This is a genomic window from Comamonas humi, from assembly GCF_054782535.1.
This window is the reverse complement of sequence record NZ_BAAGSH010000013.1, coordinates 24,585-49,011: the sequence shown is the minus strand read 5'-3', so window position 1 is coordinate 49,011 and position 24,427 is coordinate 24,585. Positions and strand designations below refer to the sequence as shown.

At 67.8% G+C, this 24,427-nt stretch carries 21 protein-coding genes; 8 read left to right on the top strand and 13 right to left on the bottom strand.

Annotated features, from left to right (window positions below; genetic code table 11):
- Window position 1: 1 nt before the first annotated feature.
- Window positions 2-922 (bottom strand): ornithine carbamoyltransferase, encoded by a 921-nt coding sequence (gene argF / locus ACYVKR_RS14320; RefSeq protein ID WP_460481813.1) that lies wholly within the window; start codon window positions 920-922, stop codon window positions 2-4.
- Window positions 923-945: 23 nt separating this feature from the next.
- Window positions 946-2,148: an aspartate aminotransferase family protein gene (locus ACYVKR_RS14315; protein WP_460481590.1), complete on the bottom strand. Its 1,203-nt coding sequence runs from the start codon at window positions 2,146-2,148 to the stop codon at window positions 946-948.
- A 292-nt stretch (window positions 2,149-2,440) separates the two neighbouring features.
- Between ACYVKR_RS14315 and ACYVKR_RS14310 the strand changes: the two genes are divergently transcribed.
- Window positions 2,441-2,770: a DUF3579 domain-containing protein gene (locus ACYVKR_RS14310; protein WP_460481589.1), complete on the top strand. Its 330-nt coding sequence runs from the start codon at window positions 2,441-2,443 to the stop codon at window positions 2,768-2,770.
- A 232-nt stretch (window positions 2,771-3,002) separates the two neighbouring features.
- Here ACYVKR_RS14310 and rpsT read toward each other — a convergent pair whose 3' ends face one another.
- Window positions 3,003-3,299: a 30S ribosomal protein S20 gene (gene rpsT / locus ACYVKR_RS14305; RefSeq protein WP_460481588.1), complete on the bottom strand. Its 297-nt coding sequence runs from the start codon at window positions 3,297-3,299 to the stop codon at window positions 3,003-3,005.
- A gap of 127 nt (window positions 3,300-3,426) precedes the next feature.
- Between rpsT and murJ the strand changes: the two genes are divergently transcribed.
- The 3 genes from murJ to ppk2 all read left to right on the top strand — a co-directional run bounded on the left by murJ (window position 3,427) and on the right by ppk2 (window position 6,858).
- Window positions 3,427-4,992: a murein biosynthesis integral membrane protein MurJ gene (gene murJ, locus ACYVKR_RS14300; protein ID WP_460481587.1), complete on the top strand. Its 1,566-nt coding sequence runs from the start codon at window positions 3,427-3,429 to the stop codon at window positions 4,990-4,992.
- Between the two features lie 18 nt (window positions 4,993-5,010).
- On the top strand, window positions 5,011-5,859 hold the full coding sequence (locus ACYVKR_RS14295; RefSeq protein ID WP_460481586.1) for a SirB1 family protein: 849 nt from the start codon (window positions 5,011-5,013) through the stop codon (window positions 5,857-5,859).
- 84 nt (window positions 5,860-5,943) lie between these two features.
- Window positions 5,944-6,858 (top strand): polyphosphate kinase 2, encoded by a 915-nt coding sequence (ppk2, locus tag ACYVKR_RS14290; RefSeq protein ID WP_460481585.1) that lies wholly within the window; start codon window positions 5,944-5,946, stop codon window positions 6,856-6,858.
- Here the strand turns inward: ppk2 and ACYVKR_RS14285 are convergent.
- Genes ACYVKR_RS14285 through ACYVKR_RS14275 form a run of 3 tightly spaced genes read right to left on the bottom strand, consistent with a single transcriptional unit; the run spans window position 6,852 to window position 8,841 of the window.
- A complete protein-coding gene (locus tag ACYVKR_RS14285) occupies window positions 6,852-7,448 on the bottom strand; it encodes a hypothetical protein (RefSeq protein ID WP_460481584.1) in 597 nt (198 codons plus the stop codon). The two genes, ppk2 and ACYVKR_RS14285, sit on opposite strands and share 7 nt — an antisense overlap.
- Complete coding sequence (locus ACYVKR_RS14280) at window positions 7,445-8,053, bottom strand: sigma-70 family RNA polymerase sigma factor (RefSeq protein ID WP_460481583.1); 609 nt, start codon at window positions 8,051-8,053, stop codon at window positions 7,445-7,447. The genes ACYVKR_RS14285 and ACYVKR_RS14280 overlap by 4 nt, the downstream gene beginning before the upstream one ends.
- Window positions 8,050-8,841, bottom strand: a complete 792-nt coding sequence (locus tag ACYVKR_RS14275; protein ID WP_460481582.1) for a hypothetical protein — start codon at window positions 8,839-8,841, stop codon at window positions 8,050-8,052. Before ACYVKR_RS14275 ends, ACYVKR_RS14280 begins: the two co-directional genes overlap by 4 nt.
- 204 nt (window positions 8,842-9,045) lie before the next feature.
- Between ACYVKR_RS14275 and ACYVKR_RS14270 the strand changes: the two genes are divergently transcribed.
- Together ACYVKR_RS14270 and ACYVKR_RS14265 are read left to right on the top strand one after the other, a co-directional pair.
- Window positions 9,046-9,282 carry a hypothetical protein gene (locus ACYVKR_RS14270; RefSeq protein WP_460481581.1) on the top strand — a complete coding sequence of 79 codons (237 nt, stop codon included), beginning with the start codon at window positions 9,046-9,048 and terminating at the stop codon, window positions 9,280-9,282.
- Window positions 9,283-9,287: 5 nt separating this feature from the next.
- Window positions 9,288-11,327: an SLC5/6 family protein gene (locus tag ACYVKR_RS14265; RefSeq protein ID WP_460481580.1), complete on the top strand. Its 2,040-nt coding sequence runs from the start codon at window positions 9,288-9,290 to the stop codon at window positions 11,325-11,327.
- Window positions 11,328-11,379: 52 nt separating this feature from the next.
- Here the strand turns inward: ACYVKR_RS14265 and ACYVKR_RS14260 are convergent, their stop codons facing one another.
- Complete coding sequence (locus ACYVKR_RS14260; protein ID WP_460481579.1) at window positions 11,380-11,733, bottom strand: FKBP-type peptidyl-prolyl cis-trans isomerase; 354 nt, start codon at window positions 11,731-11,733, stop codon at window positions 11,380-11,382.
- An 81-nt stretch (window positions 11,734-11,814) separates the two neighbouring features.
- A complete protein-coding gene (locus ACYVKR_RS14255) occupies window positions 11,815-12,120 on the bottom strand; it encodes a winged helix-turn-helix transcriptional regulator (RefSeq protein WP_393944160.1) in 306 nt (101 codons plus the stop codon).
- 365 nt (window positions 12,121-12,485) lie between these two features.
- Here ACYVKR_RS14255 and ACYVKR_RS14250 point away from each other — a divergent pair, with 365 nt between their 5' ends.
- Window positions 12,486-14,042: a class I adenylate-forming enzyme family protein gene (locus ACYVKR_RS14250; RefSeq protein ID WP_460481578.1), complete on the top strand. Its 1,557-nt coding sequence runs from the start codon at window positions 12,486-12,488 to the stop codon at window positions 14,040-14,042.
- A 106-nt stretch (window positions 14,043-14,148) separates the two neighbouring features.
- Here the strand turns inward: ACYVKR_RS14250 and fdhD are convergent, their stop codons facing one another.
- The 4 genes from fdhD to dnaG all read right to left on the bottom strand — a co-directional run bounded on the left by fdhD (window position 14,149) and on the right by dnaG (window position 20,565).
- Complete coding sequence (fdhD, locus tag ACYVKR_RS14245) at window positions 14,149-14,994, bottom strand: formate dehydrogenase accessory sulfurtransferase FdhD (RefSeq protein ID WP_460481577.1); 846 nt, start codon at window positions 14,992-14,994, stop codon at window positions 14,149-14,151.
- A gap of 95 nt (window positions 14,995-15,089) precedes the next feature.
- Window positions 15,090-17,471 carry an RNA polymerase sigma factor RpoD gene (gene rpoD, locus ACYVKR_RS14240; RefSeq protein WP_460481576.1) on the bottom strand — a complete coding sequence of 794 codons (2,382 nt, stop codon included), beginning with the start codon at window positions 17,469-17,471 and terminating at the stop codon, window positions 15,090-15,092.
- 299 nt (window positions 17,472-17,770) lie between these two features.
- Window positions 17,771-18,472 (bottom strand): hypothetical protein, encoded by a 702-nt coding sequence (locus tag ACYVKR_RS14235; protein WP_460481575.1) that lies wholly within the window; start codon window positions 18,470-18,472, stop codon window positions 17,771-17,773.
- Window positions 18,473-18,522: 50 nt separating this feature from the next.
- Window positions 18,523-20,565, bottom strand: a complete 2,043-nt coding sequence (dnaG, locus tag ACYVKR_RS14230) for a DNA primase (RefSeq protein ID WP_460481574.1) — start codon at window positions 20,563-20,565, stop codon at window positions 18,523-18,525.
- 176 nt (window positions 20,566-20,741) lie between these two features.
- Here dnaG and ACYVKR_RS14225 point away from each other — a divergent pair, with 176 nt between their 5' ends.
- Window positions 20,742-22,400, top strand: a complete 1,659-nt coding sequence (locus tag ACYVKR_RS14225; protein ID WP_460481573.1) for an acyl-CoA synthetase — start codon at window positions 20,742-20,744, stop codon at window positions 22,398-22,400.
- A gap of 106 nt (window positions 22,401-22,506) precedes the next feature.
- Here the strand turns inward: ACYVKR_RS14225 and ggt are convergent, their stop codons facing one another.
- Window positions 22,507-24,405, bottom strand: a complete 1,899-nt coding sequence (gene ggt / locus ACYVKR_RS14220; RefSeq protein WP_460481572.1) for a gamma-glutamyltransferase family protein — start codon at window positions 24,403-24,405, stop codon at window positions 22,507-22,509.
- Between the last annotated feature and the right edge of the window lie 22 nt (window positions 24,406-24,427).

The window sequence follows — 24,427 nt, the reverse complement described above, 5'->3', positions numbered from 1 at the left end:
TTCATGCAAGTCGGCCGAGCAAAAGGTACTCCATGAGTGCCTTTTGCACGTGCATCCTGTTTTCTGCCTCATCCCAGACCACGGACTGCGGCCCGTCGATGACATCGGCCTGCACTTCCTCGCCGCGGTGCGCGGGCAGGCAGTGCATGAACAGGGCATCGGCCTTGGCCACGCCCATCATCTCGGCGTCCACGCACCAGTCGGCAAAGGCCTTGCGGCGGGCCTCGTTCTCCTGCTCGTAGCCCATGCTGGTCCACACGTCGGTGGTCACCAGGTCGGCGCCGCGGCAGGCGTCCATCGGGTTGTCGAACACCTGGTAGCAGCCGGCATCGAAGGCCTGGCCGCCGAAGGCCAGCTGGGTGTCGACGCCGTAGCCGCTGGGCGTGCTCAGGTGCACCTTGAAGCCCAGCAGGTTGGCCGCCTGCAGCCAGGTGTTGGCCATGTTGTTGCCGTCGCCCACCCAGGCCACGACCTTGCCAGCAATGCTGCCGCGGTGCTCGATGAAGGTGAAGATGTCGGCCAGGATCTGGCAGGGATGGAACTCGTTGGTCAGGCCGTTGATGACCGGCACGCGCGAGTACTCGGCGAAGCGCTCGATCTTGTCCTGGCCGAAGGTGCGGATCATCACCAGGTCGGTCATGCGGCTGATGACGCGCGCGCTGTCCTCGATGGGCTCGGCGCGGCCGAGCTGGCTGTCTCCGGTGGTCAGGTGCACCACCGAGCCGCCGAGCTGGTACATGCCGGCCTCGAAGCTCACGCGTGTGCGCGTGCTGGCCTTCTCGAAGATCATCGCCAGCGTGCGGTCCACCAGCGTGTAGTGCTTCTCGTACTTCTTGAACTTCTGCTTGATCAGCGCGGCGCGCGCCAGCACGTAGGCGTACTCGTCGGCGCTGAAGTCCTGGAACTGCAGGTAGTGCTTGATGGTCTTGTCGGTCATGGCGGGTCTCAGTCCTTCTTCGCCAGGAAGCTCTTGACGAGCTGTGCCAGCCGGGCCGCGATCTCGTCGGCCTCGGCCTTCGTCAGGATCAGCGCGGGCACCAGGCGGATCACAGTGTCGGCCGTCACGCTGAACAGCAGGCCGGCCTCGGCGCCCAGGTTCACCAGCGCGCCGCAGGGGCGGTCCAGCTCCACGCCGATCATCAGGCCCTGGCCGCGCACCTCGACCACGCCGCTCTCGCCGGCCAATTCCTTCTGCAGCGCGGCCTTCAGGTGCGCGCCCACTTCGGTGGCGTTGGCCAGCAGGCCGTCGGCCTCGATGATCTCGATGGTCTCGGCGCCGGCGCGCATGGCCAGCGGGTTGCCGCCGAACGTGGTGCCGTGGTTGCCCGGCTGCAAAATCCTGGCCGCGCGAGGGCCGGCCAGCAGCGCGCCCACCGGCACGCCCGAGCCCAGGCCCTTGGCCAGGCTCATCACGTCGGGCACGATGCCGGCCCACTGGTGCGCGAACCACTTGCCGGTGCGGCCCATGCCGCTTTGCACCTCGTCGACGATGAACAGCCAGTCGCGCTCGTCGCACAGCTGGCGCACCTGCTGCATGAACTCGGCGCGCATCGGGTGCAGGCCGCCTTCGCCCTGGATGGGCTCCATCATCACCGCGACGATGTTGCCGTTGCCTTCGGCCGCGGCCTTCAGCGCCGCGAAGTCATTCGTCGGCACGCGCACGAAGCCGTCGAGCAGCGGGCCGAAGCCATTGCGCACCTTGGGGTTGGCCGTGGCGCTCATCGTGGCGATGGAGCGGCCGTGGAAGGCGTGCTCGAACACGATGATCGTGGGGTTCGCGATGCCCTTGTCCACGCCGAACTTGCGCGCCACCTTGATGGCGGCTTCGTTGGCTTCGAGGCCAGTGTTGCAGAAGAAGGCGTTGGTCATCTGCGCGCGCTCGGTCAGCAGTGCGGCGAGCTTTTCCTGGCCGGGCACGTAGTAGTAGTTGGAGCAGTGGATCAGCGTGGCCACCTGCTCCTGCAGCGCGGCCACGAAACGCGCGTGGTTGTGGCCCAGCGTGTTGACGGCGATGCCGGCCAGCGAGTCCAGGTACTCCTTGCCGTTGACGTCCCACACGCGCACGCCCTGGCCTCGAGCGAGGGCGACCGGCACGCGGCCATAGGTCGTCATCACATGGGGCTCGGTGGGCTGGGCAATGGCGTTCATGGAAAATCTCCAGGCAAAGAAATGAAAAGAAAAAGGAGGGGTTCCTCACCCTATCGATGCAGGAATCGCATCGATGGGCACAGCCATTCTAGGGTGTGTTGCTGGCGGGACTATTGAAGAATCCGCATCACTGCATTGCGATGGGTTGCTTTGCATTCATGCACATCATGCATAAAGTCATGCATGGAAGTTTTGTGGATGAAAACCCTATCTCTTATATAAGAGTTAAAATACGTGCTTTGCTCCGGCACAGTGATCCTGGCCGCGCGCAATGCAACAGACTATCAAACCCATGGTATCGCCAATAGCTCAAGAGATTTTCATCCAAGGCATCACCGAGGACGGAAAGACGTTTCGCCCCAGCGACTGGGCCGAGCGGCTGGCGGGCGTGATGAGCCAGTTCCGCCCCGGCGGCGCGCGCCCCGGCAGCCACCTGGGCTACTCGCCATGGTGCATCCCGACGATGGTGGGCAGCGTGAAGTGCGTGATCGTGCACTCCGAGCTGCGCAGCTTCAACCCCATGGCCTGGGACTTCGTGATGGGCTTCGCCCGCGACAACCACCTGCAGACCTCCGAGGCCTGCTCGCTGCTGGACGACCAGCCTTCCGCCCGCCGGGCCTGATTCCCGCTCTCAAAAAGAATAGCTGCTAGCGCTTGCCTCTGGCTGATTTCAGTATGAAAACCATCTGAAATCCAAAGAGGAAAAGCGCCAGCAGCTATTCTTTTTAATACCCTGAGCGCAAAAAAGCCGTCCCGAGGGACGGCTTTTCAGTCGCTGACAGCGCACCCGATTCAAACGGCGGGCGGCGCGATGGCTGCCCGTGCTGTTGTTGTCTTGGTGCGGCGGCCTGGTATCAGGCGGCCAGTGCCAGGGCCTTGACCTTGGCGGCGATGCGGCTCTTGTCGCGAGCAGCCTTGTTCTTGTGGAAGATGCCCTTGTCGGCGATGGTGTCGAGCACCGATTGTGCCTTGGCGAACAGTTCGGTCGCCTTGGTCTTGTCGCCAGCGGCAACGGCCTTTTCCACGTTCTTGACGGCGGTGCGGTACTTCGAACGCAGCGAGGTGTTCGCGGCGTTCAGCTTGACGTTCTGGCGTGCGCGCTTGCGGCCCGATGCCAAACGGGGGTTCTTCTTGACTGGCTTTCCTGCCATGATGTTTTCCTTAAAAGTCTGAGGATGATGTCGGCGAACCTGCGATTATAGCGCGTTTACCAACATTTGCCATGCAGGGCCCCGGCGGCAGCCGCTGGGGCGCCATCGCCGGCGCTACACTCGCCGGGTGTCACTGTTCAAAGCCGCCTCCACCGTCTCCCTGTTCACGCTGCTGTCGCGCATCACGGGGCTGGCCCGCGATCTGCTGATGGCCTCGCTCTTCGGGGCCAGCGCGCTGACCGACGCGTTCAACGTCGCCTTCCGCATTCCCAACCTGTTCCGCCGCCTGTTCGCCGAAGGCGCGTTCAGCCAGGCCTTCGTGCCGGTGCTGGCGTCCACGCGCGCCACCGAGGGCGACGAGCGCACGCGCGCGCTGGTGCACAGCGTGGCCACGGTGCTGTTCTGGATCCTGGTGGCGACCTGCGTGCTCGGCGTGGTGGGCGCGCCGGTGCTGGTGTGGCTGCTGGCCAGCGGCCTGCGGCAGACGCCGCACAGTTATGACGCGGCGGTGCTGATGACGCGCTGGATGTTCCCTTACATCGGCTTCATGTCGCTGGTGGCGCTGGCGGCGGGCGTGCTCAACACCTGGCGGCGCTTCGTGGTGCCGGCGGCCACGCCGGTGCTGCTCAACCTCAGCATGATCGTGGCCGCGCTGCTGCTGGCGCCCTGGCTGGAGCGCGCGGGGCAGGAGCCCATCTACGCGATGGCGGCCGGCGTGATGCTGGGCGGCATCTTGCAGCTGGCGGTGCAGTTTCCGGCGCTGCGCCGCATCCACATGCTGCCGCGCATCGCCTGCAGCCCCGCGGTGGTGCGCGAGGCCTGGCGCGATGCCGGCGTGCGCCGCATCCTCGGGCTGATGGCGCCGGCCCTGCTGGGTGTGGGCGTGGCGCAGATCTCGCTGATGATCAACACGCAGATCGCGTCCTACCTGGCGGTGGGCAGCGTGACCTGGCTGTTCTATGCCGACCGGCTGATGGAGTTTCCAACCGCGCTGCTGGGCGTGGCGCTGGGCGTGGTGCTGACGCCGCAGCTCTCGGCCGCCAAGGCCGCGGGCGACTCCACGCGCTACGGCGCGATGCTGGACTGGGGCCTGCGCATGGCGGTGCTGCTGGCCATGCCCTGCGCCGTGGCGCTGCTGGCCTTTGCCACGCCGCTGGTGGCCACGCTGTTCCACTACGGCGCGCTCACCGGCACGGACGTGGACCGCATCGCGGTCGCGCTGATGGGCTACGGCGCCGGGCTGATCGGCATGGTGGCGATCAAGGTGCTGGCGCCGGGCTTCTATGCCAGCCAGGACATCCGCACGCCGGTCAAGATCGCTATCTGCGTGCTGGTGGCGACGCAGTTGCTGAACCTGGTGCTGGTGCCCTGGCTCGCGCACGCGGGGCTGGCGCTGTCCATCGGCCTGGGGGCGCTGGTCAATGCGCTGTGGCTGCTGATCGGCCTGGTGCGGCGCGGCAGTTTCCAGCCACTGCCCGGTTGGGGGGTATTTGCAGCCCGTGTGCTTTTTGCCTCCGCATTGCTTGCTATATTTTTGGTATTCGGTGCGCGGCACTTCGACTGGGTGGCGCTGGGCGCGCATCGCCTGCAGCGCTTTGGCCTGATGGCCGGCTGGCTGGCGGCGTCGGTGCTGCTGTACTTCGGGGCGCTGGCGCTGACGGGCATGCGGCTGAGGGAGCTGCTGCGAAGATAGTAGGGGCATGGGACAGATATGGATCTGAGCTTTTCGTTGCCGACTCCTCTGGAGCATTTTTCGTCGCTGGTGCAAAGCGACAGCGAATTTCCGCTGCTCGAGGCCGCGGCGTCGCTGGCCTGCATCGAGTACCCGCAGCTCGACGTGCAGCAGGTGCTCAACGAGGTCGACCAGCTGATCGGGCAGATGCGGCGCCATCGCGACTGCGAGAGCCACAGCCAGCTCACGCGGCTCAAGTTCCTGAACCACATGTTCTATGGCGAGTGGGGCTTCCAGGGCAATGCCAACGACTACTACGCGCCGGACAACAGCTGCCTGAACGTGGTGCTGCACAAGCGCCGGGGCATACCGGTGTCGCTGGCCGTGATCTGGCTGGAGCTGGCGGCCGAGTTGAGGCTGCAAGTGCATGGCGTGGGCTTTCCGGGGCACTTCCTGCTGAAGGTGAGCCTGCCCGAGGGGCAGGTGGTGCTGGACCCGCTGACGGGCCAGTCCTTCTCGAGCAGCATGCTGGCGGAGATGCTGGAGTCCGTGCGGCCGCAGCAGTTGCGCCCGCTGGACGACGAGGTGCCACTCGGCCTGTACCTGCAGGCGGCCACGCCGCGCGACATCATCGCCCGCATGCTGGGCAACCTCAAGGAAATCTACCGCTCCGAACGCAACTGGCCCCGGCTGATCGAGGCGCAGAACCGGCGCATCGTGCTCGAGCCCGACCAGTGGACCGAGGTGCGCGACCGTGGGCTGGCCTACGTGGAGCTGGGGGTGAAGGACCGGGCCCTGGTGGACCTGGGCGAGTACCTGGCGCATGCCGAAGGCGCCAGCGACGCGCCGGAAATCCGCCACCGGCTGGACTTGTTGCAGAAGATGTAACAAACTTCGGGTGAATGACATCCCATTGTCATGAAGTTGTCATAGATTTGTTGGATCATTTCCTTGACTGTGGAAGTGTTCGCCATGAAAGACAAATTACGGCTCATGCCTGAAGACATCATGCAGCGCATCGCGCGCGATGTGATGGACAGCTACGACGAATCGCTGGAACTGGAGATGGAGGACGGGCTGCTCAGCGGCGTGCCATTCGCGGCCGCCGGGCTCTCCGATCCCGACTACAAGTATTTCCGCGAGCTGGTACGGCTGCAGGGGGAACTGGTCAAGCTGCAGGACTGGGTGCAGCACACCGGCGAGAAGGTCGTCATCCTGTTCGAGGGACGCGACGCGGCCGGCAAGGGCGGCGTCATCAAGCGCATCACGCAGCGCCTGAACCCCCGGGTGGTGCGCGTGGCCGCGCTGCCGGCGCCCAACGACCGCGAGCGCACCCAGTGGTACTTCCAGCGCTATGTGGCGCACCTGCCCGCGGCCGGCGAGATCGTGCTGTTCGACCGCAGCTGGTACAACCGCGCCGGCGTCGAGAAGGTGATGGGCTTCTGCACCGAGGATGAGTACGAGGAGTTCTTCCGCTCGGTGCCCGAGTTCGAGAAGATGCTGGTGCGCTCGGGCATACGCCTGATCAAGTACTGGTTCTCGATCACCGACGAAGAGCAGCACCTACGCTTCCTGGGCCGCATCCACGACCCGCTCAAGCAGTGGAAGCTCTCGCCCATGGACCTGCAGAGCCGGGTGCGCTGGGAGGAGTACACCAAGGCCAAGGAGGCGATGCTGGAGCGCACCCACATCGCCGAGGCGCCCTGGTGGGTGGTGCAGGCGGTGGACAAGCAGAAAGCCCGCCTCAACTGCATCGCGCACCTGCTGGGCCAGATGCCCTATACCGATATCGACCACGATCACGTGGTGCTGCCCGATCGCGTGCGCCACCCCGACTACATCCGCCAGCCGGTGCCGGCGCAGATGTTCGTACCGGAAATCTACTGATCTTTCTTCTGCGGGGTTTGCGTGCCGTCTTCCGGCGGCGTGCAATCCTGCTCTGCAGACGGGCGGGGGCCATGGGCATCCGCCCGTTTTGCTTGCTGGGCATCGGCAGCGGCGCAATCGCGCGTGGCCTCTGCTGGCGCTGCGGCCTGGGGCTGAGCCACCGGTGCAACCGCCCGGGCGCGCTCCTTCGCCGCAGGCGCCGAGGTTGCGGCAGGCGGCCCTGCGGCAGGCGCTCCTGCGGCAGACGAGCGGGCAGGTGCCGCGGCCGGTGCCGGCACGTCGGCGGGCGGCGCTGCCAGCTCCGCGGCCGGCCCGGCGCTGCCGGATTCGGTATCGGCCTGCTGCCCGTGCTGCAGCACCAGCACACCCACCACGCCGATGGCGGCAATGCCAGCCACCGCCTGCCGCAGCCAGCGGCCATCGTTGGCGGCCGGGGGCGGCGTATGGCGCTGGCGGGCCTGCGCGGCAGCATATTCCAGCACGCGCTCGCGGGCGGCCTCGGCCGGGCCGCGGTCCTCGGCCGTGGCTTCGCGGTAGAGCTGCACCAGCGGGTCGGCCGGTGCGGGAGGGGGTGGTGGATTCGGGTTCATGCCATCACCTGGAGGGCTTCGCGCAGCTTGGCGCGTGCATAGCGCAGCCGGCTCTTGGCGGTTTCGACGGGCACCTGCGTGGCGCGGGCGATGTCGGCCAGCGGCATGTCGGCTTCGGCCTGCAGCAGAAAGGTGGCGCGCTGCTCGGCGGGCAGCTCGGCCAGGGCCTGCAGCAGCAGCCGGCCCGCGGTGCGGCGGTCGAGCTGGCGATCGGGCTCGAAGCCGGAGGCGGCGAACAGGCTCTCGGCCAGGCGTTGGCTTTCCTCGCTGTCGTCCGACAGGCTGATCTCCACGCGATGCCGGCGCCAGTGGTCGATGAGCCGGTGGTGCGCCAGCGTGAAGAGCCAGGTGCTGAACTTGCTGCGCACCTGGTAGCGTGGCGCGCTATCGACCACGGCGAACCACACGTCCTGGCTCAGGTCCTCGGCCAGCGCAGCGCTGCCCGTGTTCCGGAAGAGGTAGCGCCACAGCCGCTGGCGGTTGCGGTCGTACAGCGGCACGAATGCATCGGCCTGGCCGGCGGCATAGGCCAGCATCAGGTCTTCGTCGGTGGGCAGGGGCTCGGGCGCGGCCATGCCGGCGATTATGCCGGCCCGGCTGCTCACCAGCGGGGTGGATCGGGCACATAGCCGTTGCCGGTGGCCGGAAAGGGGTTGGGGCGCTGGTGGGGGCGGGGCTGCGGGATCACGCCCTGGGCCACCAGGTTGGCATGGCTGTCGTAGCGGATGCGCAGCAGCTGCACCGGCCGCGCCGTGGCGCTGGTGAACTCGGTGGTGCCGCTGTACGAATTCTCGATGGCGCCGTGGCCGGTGCCCAGCGACGGGGCGGGGGCCGCCATCTCGGCGGACGGGGCTGCACTGCGGGACTTGGCGGCCGCATCGGCTTCGCCGGAATAGGGGGCGGAACGGGGCAGGGGGCGGGGCGGCTGCCGGCGCTCGCTGAACAGCGCCACGCCGATCACGCCCACATCATCCGGCCGGCCGGTGCGGCTGGCATACGAGGCACTGTGGTCCGAGAAATAGAAGGCCGCCACCTGCTGCTCGTTCTTGCGCCAGCCGGTGATGGCCGTGCTTTCCCACGGCGAGAACACATAGCCGTCGTCCGGCGTGGCCGAGGCCGTGCGGCCGGTGATGACGTTCACCCCGTCGACGCTGATGACCGCGAGAATGCGCTGCCCGGTACGGTTGCCGACCTGGATGGCGTAGCTCGCACCCGGCCGGCCGGCGACCCAGTACTCGCCGCGGTGTCGGTACAGCGGCAGGCTCTGGCCGCTGGCGCGGTCGATGAGCTGCACATCGGCCAGCGTGGCGGCATGGCCTGTGCCGGCCCAGGCCAGGCAGGCGGCAAGCAGGCAGCTTGCGCCGGCACGGATGGTGAAGGAGAGGGAAGGCATGGAGGCGTCCTGTGCAAAGTGGATGACAGCCACTGAAACGCGCCACGCGCTGGAACGGGGTCAGGCGCCGGCGTGCAAGTTGTAAGCGGCGGCAACCGAGGGCCCTGGCTCCATCAGGGTTAACCACAGGCTGGCGTGCACTGCGCCGGCGGAAGGAATCTCGCTATAGTCCTTCGATGGCTGTATGTAAAAAACCATAGCAATATGCGCAACGAGGACCAAGGCTTTGTAGTGTTTCGCCTGAACCGGGTGAAGCTGCTGGTGCTGCTGGCACTGCTGGCCTCCACCTTTGCGGGCCTGTATTTCGCGCGCGACATCGACCGCTTGTGGGGTGAGGCCGCTGCCTACCGCTACGCAGCCGGCCTGCCGGTGCTGTACCTGCTGCTGGTGGTGGGCTATGCGCTGTACCTGTGGCGCCACCCAGAGCGGGATATCCGCTAGCCGCCATGCCGCAGCACCACCGCCGCTTCCTCATCTATCTGCTGGCCGTGTGCCTGTTCATCGCCGGCATGGTCTGGGCCGAGCGCGAAGGCCTGCCCAAGCAGTGGATAGGTCCGATCTTCCTGTTCCTGCCGGTGATGATGTATGCCGCCATCGGCGTCTGGGGGCGCACGGCCGATCCCGAGCAGTACTACGTGGCGGGGCGCAGCATCCCGCCGTTCTACAACGGCATGGCGGCGGCGGCCGACTGGATGAGCGCGGCCTCGTTCATCAGCCTGCCGGGCGCGCTGTACCTGCAGGGTTTTTCGGGCACCTTCGAGCAAGCAGGCGGACTGGCCTACCTGCTGGGCTGGACGGGCGGGTTCGTGCTGGTGGCGCTGCTCATCGCGCCGCAGCTGCGGGCCCTGCGGCTGTATACGCTGCCGGACTTCTTCCAGCTGCGCTACGGCGGGCGCTGGCCGCGTGTGATGGCGGCCTGGGCCGCGGTGCTGTGCTCGTTCTCGTATGTGGTGGCGCAGATCTACGCGGTGGGCCTGATCGCGTCGCGGCTGACCGGTGTGCAGTTCGAGATCGGCATCATGCTGGGGCTGGGCGGTGTGCTGCTGTGCTCCTTTCTCGGCGGCATGCGGGCCATCACCTGGACGCAGGTGGCCCAGTACGTGATCCTGCTGCTGGCCTTCCTTATCCCGGTGTCGTGGCTGGCCTACCAGCACCTGGGCAACCCGGCCGCGCCGCTGGTCTATGCCAGCCAGCTCGGCAAGATCAGCACGAAGGAGCAGGCCCTGCTGCACGATCCGGCCGAGCGGCAGGTGGAGTCCATCTACCTGGAGCGCGCGCTGGTCTACGAATCGCGCCTGCGCAACATACCGGCAGCGCTGGAGGCCGAGCGCGAGCGGCTGCGCGAGCAGGTGCACCAGCTGCGCATCAGCAATGCCGAGCTGGGCCAGGTGCTGGCCGCCAGCCGGGCCCTGGCGGCCCTGCCCAAGGATGAAGCCACGGCGCGCGAGCTGTGGACGGCGCAGATGAAGGAGAACCATGCCCGAGCCCGGCCGCTGGGCGGCGTGCCGCCGTATGCGCTGGCCTTTGCCGGCGATCCGAAGGGCAGCTCCGCCGAGCAGCAGCAGTTCGAGCTATCGCGGCGCAATTTTCTGGCGCTGATCTTCTGCCTGATGCTGGGCACGGCCGGACTGCCGCACCTGCTGACCCGCTACTACACCGCGCCCACGGTCGCGGGCGCCCGGCACTCGGTGGCCTGGACGCTGTTCTTCGTCACGCTGCTGTATGCCAGCGCGCCGGCGCTGGCGGCCATGGTCAAGCTGGAGGTGATGCAGAACCTGGTCGGCAGCTCGTTCGACCAGTTGCCGAACTGGATCGCGCAATGGGCGCGGGTCGACAGCTCGCTGCTGTCCATCGAGGACGTGAATGGCGACGGCATCGTGCAATGGGCCGAGGTGCGACTGGGTGCCGACCTCATCATGCTGGCCACGCCGGAGCTGGGCGGGCTGCCGTACGTGATGTCGGGCCTGGTCGCGGCCGGCGGGCTGGCGGCCGCGCTGTCCACGGCCGACGGCCTGCTGCTGACCATCAGCAATGCGCTGGTGCGCGACCTGTACCTGCAGCAGCGCCAGCAGCCGGTGACGCCGGAGCAGCGCGTGATCCTGAGCAAGTTCACGTTGCTGATGGTGGCGCTGGTGGCCGCGGCCGTGGCGTCGGTCAAGACCTCGGAGATCCTGGTGCTGGTGTCGGCCTCGTTCTCGCTCGCGGCCTCGGCCTTCGTGCCGGCCATGCTGCTGGGGCTGTACTGGAAGGGGGCCACGCGCCTGGGCGCGAGCTGCGGCATGGCGGCCGGGCTGCTGGTGACGCTGCTGTACATGCTGCTTAACCTGCCCAGCCTGTCGGCCGCGCGCGGCAGCGGGGCGCATCTGTGGTGGGGCATCCAGCCCACGCAGGCGGGGGTGTTCGGCGTGCCGGTCGGCTTTCTGGTGACCGTGGCGGTCAGCCGCTGCAGCCCCTGGCTGCAGGGTCGGCTGCAGCGGGGCCGCTAGAAATGACAAGGGCTGCCCGAAGGCAGCCCTGGATGCAGTTTGGCAGAGGGGCTCAGACGTTGAGCAGCTCGACCTCGAACTTCAGCGTGGCGTTCGGCGGGATCACGCCGCCGGCACCACGGGCACCGTAGCCCAGGCTGGCGGGGATGACCAGGGTGCGCTTGCCGCCCACCTTCATGCCCTGCACGCCTTCGTCCCAGCCCTTGATGACCATGCCGGCGCCCAGCGGGAACACGAAGGGGTCGTTGCGGTCCTTGCTGGAGTCGAACTTCGAGCCTTGCTCTCCATTGTTGTACAGCCAGCCGGTGTAGTGCACGGTGACCTGCTTGCCCTTGACAGCCTCGGCGCCAGAACCGACCACATGGTCTTCGTACTGGAGCCCGCTGGCGGTAGTTGTAAAAGTCATATCGAAACCTCCCTCTCTATGTTACAGCGTCTGGCCAAAGAAAAACCCGCGGCGGGCGGGTTGTCTCCGGCGCAGGCGGATTTATTTCTTGACTTGCGCGGCCACCCAGCGGGTGGCAAAAGCCTGCACGTCGGACAGGCGCTTGAGCAGGTCCTGGCCGGACGGCGTCACGGTGTAGCCGTCGCTGTTGTGGTCCAGGAAGCCGGCTTCGCGCAGCTCCTTGATGCGGGTGTTCAGGGTGTTGGGGGTGATGCCGCCCACACTGTCCTGCAGCAGCCGGAAGGTCTGCGGGTGCCCGTCCCGCAGTGCCCACAGTACGCGCAAAGCGTAACGGCATTCCAGCCGTTCGAACAGCTGGTTGATCGCGGTATTTTCTTTGGCGCTCATCTATGGTTCTCCTTGCGCAGTGTTGAAGAGCATGGCCATGCCGGCATGCGTTCAAAGTTTGTTTCGCCGCAGGTCCCACTATAGTCGGACAGCACGGATTTTGCTACAAGTTTAGTAGCTCCTGCGGCCGTGTGTATAGGCATATACATCTATTCTGTGCCAAAGCTGGGAAAAGTGTTGCGAGCTTGCTACGTTTGTATGAGCGCCTGTACAAGCGCCAGCCTGCCGTTCCAAGGGTACGGCGCACCACTTCTACGCATGCTAATAGGGGGTTGATGCATGGAAAACCGGGCTTGCCCCAGTGGGGCGCCCGGGAGCGCGGGGCTTCCGCTACGCTGGCGGCTTGCTTGCACCGTGGATGGAAGATGGATACGAAACCCGAATATCTGGAGACGGCACTGGCCGAGCCCTTCGGCTCGCTGCCAGCCCTGGTGGAACTGCAGGCCCGGCACCGGCCGCAGCACCGTGCAGTGGTTCTGGGTGAGCGCGCGCTCACCTACGCGGAGCTGGCGCCGGCGATGGAGCGGGTGGCCGCGCGGCTGCAGCAGGCGGGCCTGGTGCCTGGCGATGTGATCGGCGTCTGCGCCGGCAGTTCGGTGGAATACCTGCTGGTGTACCTGGGCGCGCTGCGGGCCGGCGTGGTGGTGGCGCCGCTGGCGCCTTCGTCCACGGCCGCGAACCTCGATGCCATGCTGGCCAACGCCCAGGCGCGCCTGCTGTTCCGCGATGCGGAGGTGGCGGCGGAATGGACGCTGGCGGACGCCTCCATCCCCTGTGTCGCGCTGGACGATTCGGCGGCCGGCGAGCCCTGGTCGCGCTGGCTGGCCCAGGCGAACGGCGCCACAGCGCATCCCATAGCGCCGCAGCCGGATTGGCCGTTCAACCTGATCTATTCGTCGGGCACCACCGGCGTGCCCAAGGGCATCATCCAGTCCTGGGGCATGCGCTGGGCGCATGTGAAGCGGGCCGAGTTCAACGGCTACGGGCCGAACACCGTCTCGCTGGCGGCGACGCCGCTGTACTCCAACACCACGCTGGTGGCGGCCCTGCCCACGCTGGGCATGGGCGGCACGCTGGTGCTGATGCGCAAGTTCGACACCGCCGAGTACCTGCGCCTGGCGCAGCGCGAGGGCGCCACGCACACCATGCTGGTGCCGGTGCAGTACCAGCGGCTGATGAACTTTGCCGGCTTCGACGCGGCCGACCTGGGCCGGCTGACGACCAAGTTCTGCACCAGCGCGCCCTTCAAGGCGGCGCTGAAGGCCGAGGTGCTGCGGCGCTGGCCGGGCCAGCTGATCGAGTACTACGGCATGACCGAGGGCGGCGTGGGCTGCGAGCTGCACTGCCACCGGCACCCGGACAAGCTGCACACCGTGGGCCGGCCGCGCGACGGCGTGGACGTGCGCTTCATCGACGAGGAGGGCCGCGAGCTGCCGCAAGGCGAGACGGGCGAGATCGTCGGCCGCTCGTCGGCCATGATGACGGGCTACTACCGCCTGCCCGAGAAGACGCGCGAGGCCGAGTGGTTCGACGCCGCGGGCGTGCGCTTCATCCGCACCGGCGACGTGGGGCGGCTCGACGAGGACGGCTTCCTGGTGCTGGGCGACCGCAAGAAGGACATGATCATCTCGGGCGGCTTCAACATCTACCCCAGCGACATCGAGCAGGTGCTGCTGCAGCACCCGCAGGTGCAGGAGTGCGCGGTGGTGGGCGTGGCCTCGGAGCAGTGGGGTGAGACACCGGTAGCCTACGCGGTGCTGCGGCCGGGCGAGAGTGCCGGCGCGGCCGAGCTGCAGGCCTGGCTGAACAGCCGCGTCGGCAAGACGCAGCGTGTGGCCGAGCTGCTGCTGGTGCCGCAGCTGCCGCGCAGCGAGATCGGCAAGGTGCTCAAGCGCGAGCTGCGCGAGCAGTACGAGCGCTGATGAAAAAGTGAGCTGCTAGCGCTTGATGGTCAATGGATTCAGTAGGAAAACTATTGGAAACCATGGACTGGAAAGCGCCAGCAGCTCTGTTTTTTGAAGTGGCCGGCTAGCCCGCATACCGGATCGCCCGGCTGCCGCGGCACAGGCCATAAAGCTGCAGGTGGGCCTGCTGCGCGATCTGGATCGCCAGCGTGGTGGGCGCCGAGATCGTGGCCAGCACCGGCAGGCCGAGCCGGGCGCACTTGCGCACCAGCTCGTAGCTGGCGCGGCTGGTCATCGCCACGAGGCCCGGGGTGCCCAGCAGCTGCTGCTGCGCCATGTGGCCCAGCAGCTTGTCGAGCGCGTTGTGGCGGCCCACGTCTTCCATGGCCACGGCGATGCTGCCGTCGAGCCGCGCCCAGGCGGCGGCATGGATGGCGCCGGCCTGGCGGTTCAGCGGCTGGTGCGCCGGCAGCTCGGCGAAGGCCTGCGCCAGCGTGGCAAGCGTGATCTTCTGCACCCAGGCCGGTGGCGTGAGCGGCTGGGGCTCCAGGTCCAGCGCCTGCAGGCTGTCGATGCCGCAGACACCGCAGCCGGTGCGCCCGGCCAGGCTGCGGCGCCGGTCCTTGAGCCGCGCGAAATGCTGGCTGGCGATCTCCAGGTGCACCTCGACGGCGTCGTCGCAGCCTGGCTGCACCTCGATGCCGTAGCAGTCGGCGGGGCTGTCGAGGATGCCTTCGCTGAGCGCAAAGCCCAGCGCGAACGCGGCCAGGTCCTGCGGCGTGGCCATCATCACCGCGTGCGACAGGCCGTTGAACACCAGGGCCACCGGCACCTCGGCGGCGATCCAGTCGTCGCGGCGCTCGACACCATCCGCCGTCAGTACCTCCACCGGGCCGGCGCGCAAGGAGGGCGCGGCCGGCGTGCCGTCGTCTTGCAGGTGCAGGGAGGCGGAGGGGGCGGGCGATTGCATGGGGTCTCCAAGGAAAAAGCCCCGCCGGAGCGGGGCTCTGGCGGGGCTTTGATTATGGTGCAGCGGCAAGGATGCCGCTGGCCGTCGGGTGAAGCTCAGATGAAGCTGCGCAGCTTGTCCGAGCGGCTGGGGTGCTTGAGCTTGCGCAGCGCCTTGGCCTCGATCTGGCGGATGCGCTCGCGCGTCACGTCGAACTGCTTGCCCACTTCCTCCAGCGTGTGGTCGGTGGACATCTCGATGCCGAAGCGCATGCGCAGCACCTTGGCTTCGCGCGGCGTCAGGCCGTCGAGGATGTCCTTGACCACGTCGCGCAGGCCGGCCTGCATCGCAGCGTCCACCGGCGCGGTGTTGGCGCTGTCCTCGATGAAGTCGCCCAGGTGGCTGTCGTCGTCGTCGCCGATGGGGGTTTCCATCGAGATCGGCTCCTTGGCGATCTTCATGATCTTGCGGATCTTGTCCTCAGGGATCTCCATCTTCTCGGCCAGGATGGACGCATCGGGCTCGTAGCCGAACTCCTGCAAATGCTGGCGCGAGATGCGGTTCATCTTGTTGATGGTCTCGATCATGTGCACCGGGATGCGGATGGTGCGCGCCTGGTCGGCGATCGAGCGCGTGATGGCCTGGCGGATCCACCATGTGGCGTAGGTCGAGAACTTGTAGCCGCGGCGGTATTCGAACTTGTCCACCGCCTTCATCAGGCCGATGTTGCCTTCCTGGATCAGATCGAGGAACTGCAGGCCGCGGTTGGTGTACTTCTTCGCGATCGAGATCACCAGGCGCAGGTTGGCCTCGATCATCTCCTTCTTGGCGTTGCGCGAGGCGCGCTCGCCGTCGTTCATGCGCTTGTTGATGAGCTTGAGCTCGTCCAGCGGCACGACCACGCGGGCCTGCAGGTCGATCAGGTTCTGCTGCAGCTCCTGGATCGGCGGGATGTTGCGGCCGATGATGGCGCTCCACGGCTGGCCGGCCTGGGCTTCCTTCTCGACCCACTGCAGGTTCAGCAGGTTGGCCGGGAAGTCGGTGATGAACTTGTCCTGCGAGATGCCGCACTTGTCGACGATGATGCGGCGCAGGTTGCGTTCCTTCTGGCGCACGCCGTCGACCTGCTCGCGCACCATGTCGCAGAGCTTCTCGATGGTCTTGGCGGTGAAGCGGATGGTCATCAGCTCGTGCGACAGGCTCTTCTGCACCTGGGCGTAGCCGGCCGAGCCGTAGCCCTTCTGGTCGTACTGCTGGTGCAGCTGCTCGAACAGCTCGCGCAGCTTGTCGAAGCGGCGCAGGGCCTCGTTCTTCAGCTCTTCGAGCTTCTTGGTCAGCGCCTTGGAGCCGCCCTTGCCGTCGTCGTCGTCCTCTTCGTCGTACTCGTCGAAGTCTTCCTCGGCCACGTAGTCGTCGTTCTCGTCGGCGTCGGCGAAGCCGTCCACCACGGTGGAGATGACGACCTTGCCCTCACGGATCTCCTCGCCCATGGCCAGGATCTCGGCGATGGTCGCGGGCGAGGTGCTGATGGCCAGCATCATGTCCTGCAGGCCGCCCTCGATGCGCTTGGCGATCTCGATCTCGCCCTCACGCGTGAGCAGCTCCACCGTGCCCATCTCGCGCATGTACATGCGCACCGGGTCGGTGGTGCGGCCGAATTCGGAGTCCACGGTGGACAGGGCCGCCTCGGCTTCTTCCTCGGCTTCCTCTTCGGTCGTCGCGGACTGGCCGGTGTTGTTCAGCAGCAGGGTTTCCGCATCCGGCGTCTGCTCGTAGACCGCCACGCCCATGTCGTTGAGCATGGAGATCACGACTTCCAGCGTCTCGGCGTCGACCAGCTTGTCGGGCAGGTGATCGGAGATTTCGGCGTTGGTCAGGTAGCCGCGGGTCTTGCCCAGCTTGATCAGCGCCTTCAGGCGCTGGCGGCGGGTGGACATTTCCTCTTCGGTCAGGACGGTCTCGTCCAGGCCGAATTCCTTCATCAGCGCGCGTTCCTTGGCCTTGCTGAGCTTCATGCGCAGCGGCTTGACCTTCTCGGCAGGCTCGCTGCTGACCGTGGCCTCGACCTCGACTTCGGCCTCCACCTCGACTTCGCCTTCCAGATCCTCCTCGATGTCGGAGAAATCGGCGTCGTCGGACTCTTCCTCGGCCTTGGGCTTGCGGCCCTTGGCGGCAGCCGTCTTCTTGGGCGCAGCCGCCTTCTTGGCGGCCGGGGCCTTGGCGGCGGCCTTCTTGGCAGGCTTGGCTTCCGCCGCTTCGTCGGTGGCGGCCTTCTTGCCACGCTTCTTCGGTTCCGCTGCTTCCAGCAGCGCATCGGCTGCCTTCAGCAGCTCGGCCTTGGAGAGGTTTTTGGTAGAGGACACAGGCTCTTTCTTGGACACGGATGCAACCGGGGACGCAGCAGCCTGCGCGGCGGCTGTGCCCGTGGATGAGGTTTTAAGGGAGGGAGCCCCGGCTTTGGACGGCTTGGCTGGCTTCGCGGACTTGGTGGCAGGCATGAAAACCCTCAAGAATCAAAGAAGACACACAAACAAACACAAATGAAACCGGCGCGGCGCCACGCAACAAAGCACGGCGCCCGCTCGCATCGCCATGGCGGCGGCAGATGCACGAGGAGCTATCCTCCAGGGCAAGATGTCTGGGCGATCATTTGGGATGCAGTCCTTGCGGATATTTGGGCGCTTGCGCTGGTGGCAAATGGCGTATCTGTACGCTGGCCCGGCCCGGAGGTGCTGCTGTCGCTCTTGCCGATGAGCCTTATATTATAGCGGTTTGTGGAATGTCAAGAGCACAATGCTTAGGGGGAATCCCTGCCGGCCGGCTCTCCCGCGGCCGGGTGCATGCCCAGCCCGGTCCCGCCGCCCAGCCCCGCGCCCATGCCGGCTGCGCCCATGCCCCCACCACCGCCTCCCCCACCGCCCGAGCTGCCGCCGCGCCGGGCCCCCGCGCCCGGCGCACTGCGCAGCGGGCCCTGGCTGGGGATCGCCAGATCGGCGGGGATGGGTTCCAGGTCCAGCGCCTGGCGGATGAAGGTGCGCAGCGACGTGACCAGCTCGCCGACCTGCACCGTCCGCCCCGCCACCATGTCCTGCGCCACCTGGGTGGCCAGGCGCACCTGTTCCTGCGTGCCGAGCAGCAGCACGTCGGACAGCGCGGCCTCCACCGCGTCCCGGATGAGGCGCCGGCGCTCGAGGCCGGCTTCGGTCGGGCCGGGGCGCTCGCCGTCCGCCGGCGCGGCCTCGCTGGCGCGGCGGCGCAGGTCGCGCCGGTGGGTCGGGTCGACGTCGAGGTTGCCGGTGAACGCGCCGCCCAGCGTCTTGTAGGCGGCGATCAAGGTCTTGAGGCGCTCGTTGATCTGCCGGTTCTCGCGCTCGCGGCGGCGCTGCAGCGTCTGCATGAAAACCAGGCGGACGCCGACCGCGACCAGCGATACCAGCACCAGGCTGAGCAAGGTGGTCAGCAGGCCCGACCAGGAGCCGAAATCAAGGTTGCCGCGCATCGAAGGCTCCAGGGATGGGGCGGGTGCCGCCTGCGTGCGCCATGGTCATGTCAGTGCTGCAACTGGGTGCTCAGCACCCGGATGCGCTCCAGGTTGCGCCGGTAGGTGTCGAAAATGCGCGGGTCGCTGGCCGCCTGCTGGGCCAGCAGGGTGTTCTCGCGCTTGAGCTGCGCCTGCACGATGCGGCCGAGCACGTCGCGCAGCTCCTGGCGGATTTCGGTGAGCGGGCCCTCGGCCTGGGCGTGGTGGCTGTCCATCAGCCGCGTGGCGAAGCCGGCGCTGGCGTGGCCCAGCAGCCGCTCGCGCAGCACGGCCCAGGGCTGCGCGCCGTGGGCGAGGAACTGCTGCTCGATCCAGCCGAACAGCGGGCCGTAGGGCGCGTCGAGGTGGGCCAGGGTCGCCATGTCCTCGGGCGAGAAGTTCTCCAGGAAGTCGGTGTGCGACAGCAGCAGCCGCACGGCCTGGTCCTCGCGCGACACGGCCACGCTGGGCATGGGCGGCTGGGCCGGCGGCGCGGGTGCCCAGCGCGAGCGGCCGCCTTTGCCGCCGCCAAAGTCGCGGCGCGGGCGCGAGCCCCAGTCTCCCTGCGGCTGGCCCGAAGGGCCGGCATAGCCGCCGCGCCCCGTATATTCGCCCGGGTAGCCGGGCATGCCCGCGCCGGCGTCGGCCGGCTCCCACGAGGGCGGGGCGTCGTCGCCGGCCCAGGAGGGCGGTGCATCCGCCGCCGGCTGGGCGCCGGGGCGGGGCGCATTGGCGCGCGCATGCGGCTGGCGCTGCAGCTCCTGCTGCGTGGCCTGCTGCCAGATGGCGTCCAGGTCGGAGCTGGGCAGCTGTGCGGATTGGGCGAAGTCGGCCAGCAACTGGCGCTTGAGCGCGCCCTCGGGCAGCAGGTTCCACAGCGGGCGGGCATTGCTCGACATGTGGGCGCGGCCCTCGGCCTGGCCCAGGTCGCAGCCCTCGGCCGCGGCCTCGAGCAGGAAGCGCGACAGCGGCGTGGCGCTGCCCACGTGGCGGGCAAAGGCGTCGGCGCCGTGCTCGCGGATGAAGCTGTCGGGGTCGTGCTCGGCCGGCAGGAACAGGAACTTGATGCTGCGCGTGTCGCTGGCATAGGGCAGGGCGCCTTCCAGCGCCTTGCGCGCGGCGCGCCGGCCGGCGTTGTCGCCGTCGAAGCTGAAGACCACGGTGTCGGTGAAGCGGAACAGCTTGTGCACGTGGTCGGGCGTGCAGGCCGTGCCCAGCGTGGCCACGGCGTTCGGAAAGCCGAGCTGCGCCAGCGCCACCACGTCCATGTAGCCCTCGGTGACCAGCACGTAGCCCATCTCGCGGATGCTGGTGCGCGACTCGAACAGGCCGTACAGCTCGCGGCCCTTGTGGAACACCGGCGTCTCGGGCGAGTTCAGGTACTTGGGCTTCTCGTCGCCCAGCACGCGGCCGCCAAAGCCAATGCATTCGCCCTTGGCGTTGCGGATGGGGAACATCACCCGGTCGCGGAAGCGGTCGTAGCGCTTGCCCTGGCCGTCGTCGGACTCGATCACCAGGCCCGATTCGGTGAGCAGCGGGTTGTCGTACTCGGCGAAGACGCTGGCCAGCGCGCGCCAGCCCTCGGGCGCGTAGCCCAGCCCGTAGCGCTTGGCGATCTGGCCCGAGACGCCCCGGCCCTTGAGGTAGTCGATCGCGCGGCGCGACTGCGCCAGGTGCTTGCGGTAGGCGTCGCCGGCCTTCTCGAGCACCTCGGTCAGCGTGGCCTGCTGCTTGCGCTGCGCGGCGGCGCGTTCGCGCTGCTGGGGCGAGACGTTCTCGTCCTCGGGCACCTGCATGCCGGTCTGCTGGGCCAGCTCCTGCACCGCCTCGCGGAAGCCCAGGCCGGCGTGGTCCATCAGAAAGCCGATGGCGTTGCCGTTCTTGCCGCAGCCGAAGCAGTGGAAGAACTGCTTGGAGGGGCTGACGCTGAACGACGGCGACTTCTCGCCGTGGAAGGGGCACAGCCCCATGAAGTTGGCGCCAGCTTTCTTGAGCTGCACGTAGCGGCCGACCACGTCGACCACGTCGACGCGGGACAGCAGCTCCTGGATGAAAGACTGGGGGATGGACACGGCGCTATTGTGACGGATGCCGGGCGCGCTCAACTATTCAAAGGCATTCAAAAACAATAGCTGTTAGCGCTTGATGGATAAGAGATAGAGACCGATTTGACTCGTATTTGACGCGCCGCATGGCAAAAAGCCACCAATATGGCACAGTGCGGGGAGCCCGTCCCCCGGAGACCCGCATGACCGCCCTGTACGACACGCACCTGGACCGCAACCCCGCCAACCACGAGCCGCTCACGCCGCTGGCCTTCATCCGCCGCGCGGCCGAGGTCTACCCGCAGCGCCCGGCCATCGTCTACGGCGAGCTGCGCCAGACCTGGCTGCAGACCTACGAGCGCGCCAAGCGCCTGGCCAGCGCGCTGAACCAGCGCGGCATCGGCCTGAACGACACCGTGGCGGTGATGCTGCCCAACACCCCGCCGATGGTCGAGGCGCACTTCGGCGTGCCCATGGCCGGCGCGGTGCTCAATGCGCTGAACACCCGGCTCGACGCCGAGACCATCGCGTTCATGCTCGACCACGGCGAGGCCAAGGCGCTGATCGTGGACCCGGAGTTCTCCGGCGTCGTGGCCCGTGCGCTGCCGCTGCGCAAGGCCCAGACGCCGCTGCTGGTGATCGACGTGGAGGACGTGCTCTACGGCCTGGCCGAGAAGCGCCTGGGCGAGACCAGCTACGAGGAGTTCCTGCTCGAAGGCGACCCGCAGTACGCCTGGGCCATGCCGTCCGACGAGTGGAACGCGATCGCGCTGAACTACACCAGCGGCACCACCGGCAACCCCAAGGGCGTGGTCTACCACCACCGCGGCGCGGCGATCAACGCCATCAGCAACGTGCTGGAGTGGGACATGCCCAAGTTCGCCGTCTACCTGTGGACGCTGCCCATGTTCCACTGCAACGGCTGGTGCTTTCCGTGGACGGTGGCGGCGCGCACCGGCGTCAACGTCTGCCTGCGGCGGGTCGAGGCGGGCGCCATCTTCGAGGCGATCAAGCAGCATGGCGTGACGCACTACTGCGGCGCGCCCATCGTGCACGGCATGCTGGTGAATGCGCCCGACGAGATGAAGGCGGGCATACAGAACCTGAAGCAAGGGGGCGTCAAGGCCATGGTGGCGGGCGCCGCGCCGCCGGCCTCGATGATCGAGGGCATGGAGCGCCTGGGCATCGACCTGACGCATGTCTACGGCCTGACCGAGGTCTACGGCCCGGTGACGGTCTGCGCCAAGCACGCGGACTGGGAGCAGCTCGACGTGGGCGAGCGCGCGCGCCTGAATGCGCGCCAGGGCGTGCGCTACCACCTGCAGGCCGACGCGCGCGTGCTCGACGCCGAGACCATGGCGCCCGTGCCCTGGGACGGCGAGACCATGGGCGAGATCATGCTGCGCGGCAATATCGCGATGAAGGGCTACCTGAAGAACCCGGCGGCCACGGACGAGGCCTTCCGCGGCGGGTGGTTCCACACCGGCGACCTCGCGGTGCAGTACCCGGACGGCTACATCAAGATCAAGGACCGCAGCAAGGACATCATCATCTCGGGCGGCGAGAACATCTCGTCCATCGAGGTGGAGGACGTGCTCTACCGCCACCCCGACGTGCTGGCCGCCGCCGTGGTGGCCAAGCCCGACGCGCGCTGGGGCGAGACGCCCTGCGCCTTCGTCGAGCTGAAACCCGGCTCCGCCGCCACCGCGCAGGACATCGTGGCCCACTGCAAGAAGCACCTCGCCGGCTTCAAGGTGCCGCGCGCCGTGGTCTTCGGCGAGCTGCCCAAGACCAGCACGGGCAAGATCCAGAAGTTCGAGCTGCGCAAGCAGGCCGGGTCGGCAGCGGCGATCGACGTTTGATCTGCAAAATCATAGCTGCTGGCGCTTGTCTACCAAGCAATTCAATGCCAAATGGCTTTGAATGGGCCGAATGGCAAGCGCGAGCAGCTATCCAATTGAAGGCGCGTCAATCCCCCATCACCACGCCTTCGCGGCGCGGGTCGGCGCCGCCGAACCACAGCGGTTTGCCGTGGGCCTCGCCCCGGGTGATGGCCTGCAGGCCGCTGGTCAGGTTCTGCTCCTTCACCTCGGCGCCACGGGCGCGCAGCTGCTCGATGGTGGCGGGCGCAAAGCGCTTTTCCTCCAGCACCGTGGGGCCGTTGAGGTTGCCGAAGTTCGGCAGGTTGATGGCCTGCTGCGGCATCAGCCCCCAGTTCAGCGTGCCGTACAGCGTCTTCGCGGTGTAGTGGATGATCCATGCGCCGCCGGGGCTGCCGGCGCTCATCACCAGGCGGCGGCTGTCCTTGTCGAACACCAGGGTCGGCGCCATCGACGAGCGCGGCCGCTTGCCGGGCTGCACGCGGTTGGCGATGGGCCGGCCCTGCGCGTCGCGCGGCGCCAGGCTGAAGTCGGTCAGCTCGTTGTTCAGCAGGAAGCCGCCGGCCAGGCCCCGGCCGGTGTTGACCATCTGGCGCGAGCCGAACTGGTCCTCGATGGTGGTCGTCATCGCCAGCGCGTTGCCCTGGCCGTCCACGATGCTGATGTGGCTGGTGCCGTACTCGGGCTGGTCGGGCTGCGGCGCGTAGCTGAGCCGGGCCGCGCCGGGCTGGCCGGGCGTGGCAGTCTGCATGCTCTGGTTGCGGATCAGCGCGGCGCGCTGCGCGAGGTAGCCGGTGTCGAGCAGGCGCATCCAGTCGCCGGCGGGCGGCTGCACGAAGTCGGGGTCGGCCACATACTGGTTGCGGTCGGCAAAGGCCAGGCGCGAAGCCTCGTTGTACAGGTAGAGCCAGTCGGCGGTGGGCAGGCCGTCCAGGCCCAGCGGCATGCGCTGGGCGTCGGTGTGGTCCAGGATGCCGAGGATCTGCGCCACCGCGATCCCGCCCGAGCTGGGCGGCGGAAAGCCGCAGACCACGTAGCTGCGGCTGGCCGCCGGATGGGCCGGCGCCACGTGGCCCTTGCGGCCGGGCTCGTAGTCGGTGCACAGCGCCTCGCGCTTCTTGGGCTGGTAGGCGGCGAGGTCGGCCGTGGTGAGCCTGCCGGGGTTGCTGGCGTGCTGCTGCACCTTGCGTGCGATGGCCTCGGCCACCGGGCCTTCGAGCAGGGCCTTGGAGCCGTGCTGCGCGATCTGGCGCAGGATGGCGGCGTACTCGGGGTTCTTCAGCACATGGCCCACGGGCCAGGGCTTGCCGCCGGCATCGAGGAAGTAGCCGCTGGCCACCGGGTCCTGCGCCAGGAACTTCTCCTGCGCGGTGAGCGCGTGCAGGCGCGGGCTGACCTTGAAGCCATCGCTGGCCAGCCGGATCGCGGGCTCGAACAGCGCGGCCCAGGGCAGCTTGCCGTGCTCGCGGTGCGCCAGCTCCAGCATGCGGATGGCGCCGGGCACGCCGACCGAACGCCCGCCCACCACCGCGTCGTGGAAGGCCATGGGCTTGCCGTCGGGCTTGAGAAACAGGTTCTCGTCGGCCGCCGCGGGCGCGGTCTCGCGGCCGTCGTAGGCCTCGACCTTGGCGCCGCTGGCATGCAGCAGGAAGGCGCCGCCGCCGATGCCGCTGGACTGCGGCTCCACCAGCCCCAGCACCAGCTGCACGGCGATGGCCGCATCGACCGCGCTGCCGCCGGCCTTCAGCACCTGGTAGCCGGCATCGGTGGCCAGCGGGTTGGCGGCGGCCACGGCAAACTTCTCGGTGGCCCAGCCGGGTTTTTCGGTATAGCCCGAGGCGCCTTCGGGCTGGTCGGGCTGCGGCGGCACGGTGTAGGCCAGCTGCGACGAAGTGCCGCAGGCCGCCAGCAGCGCGGCCGAGGCCAGCGCCAGCAGGCCGGCTTGCCAGCGGCCGCAAGCGTTGGTGGTGGGTGGGCGAAGGGGCATGGGGAATCTCCTGGGGATGGTC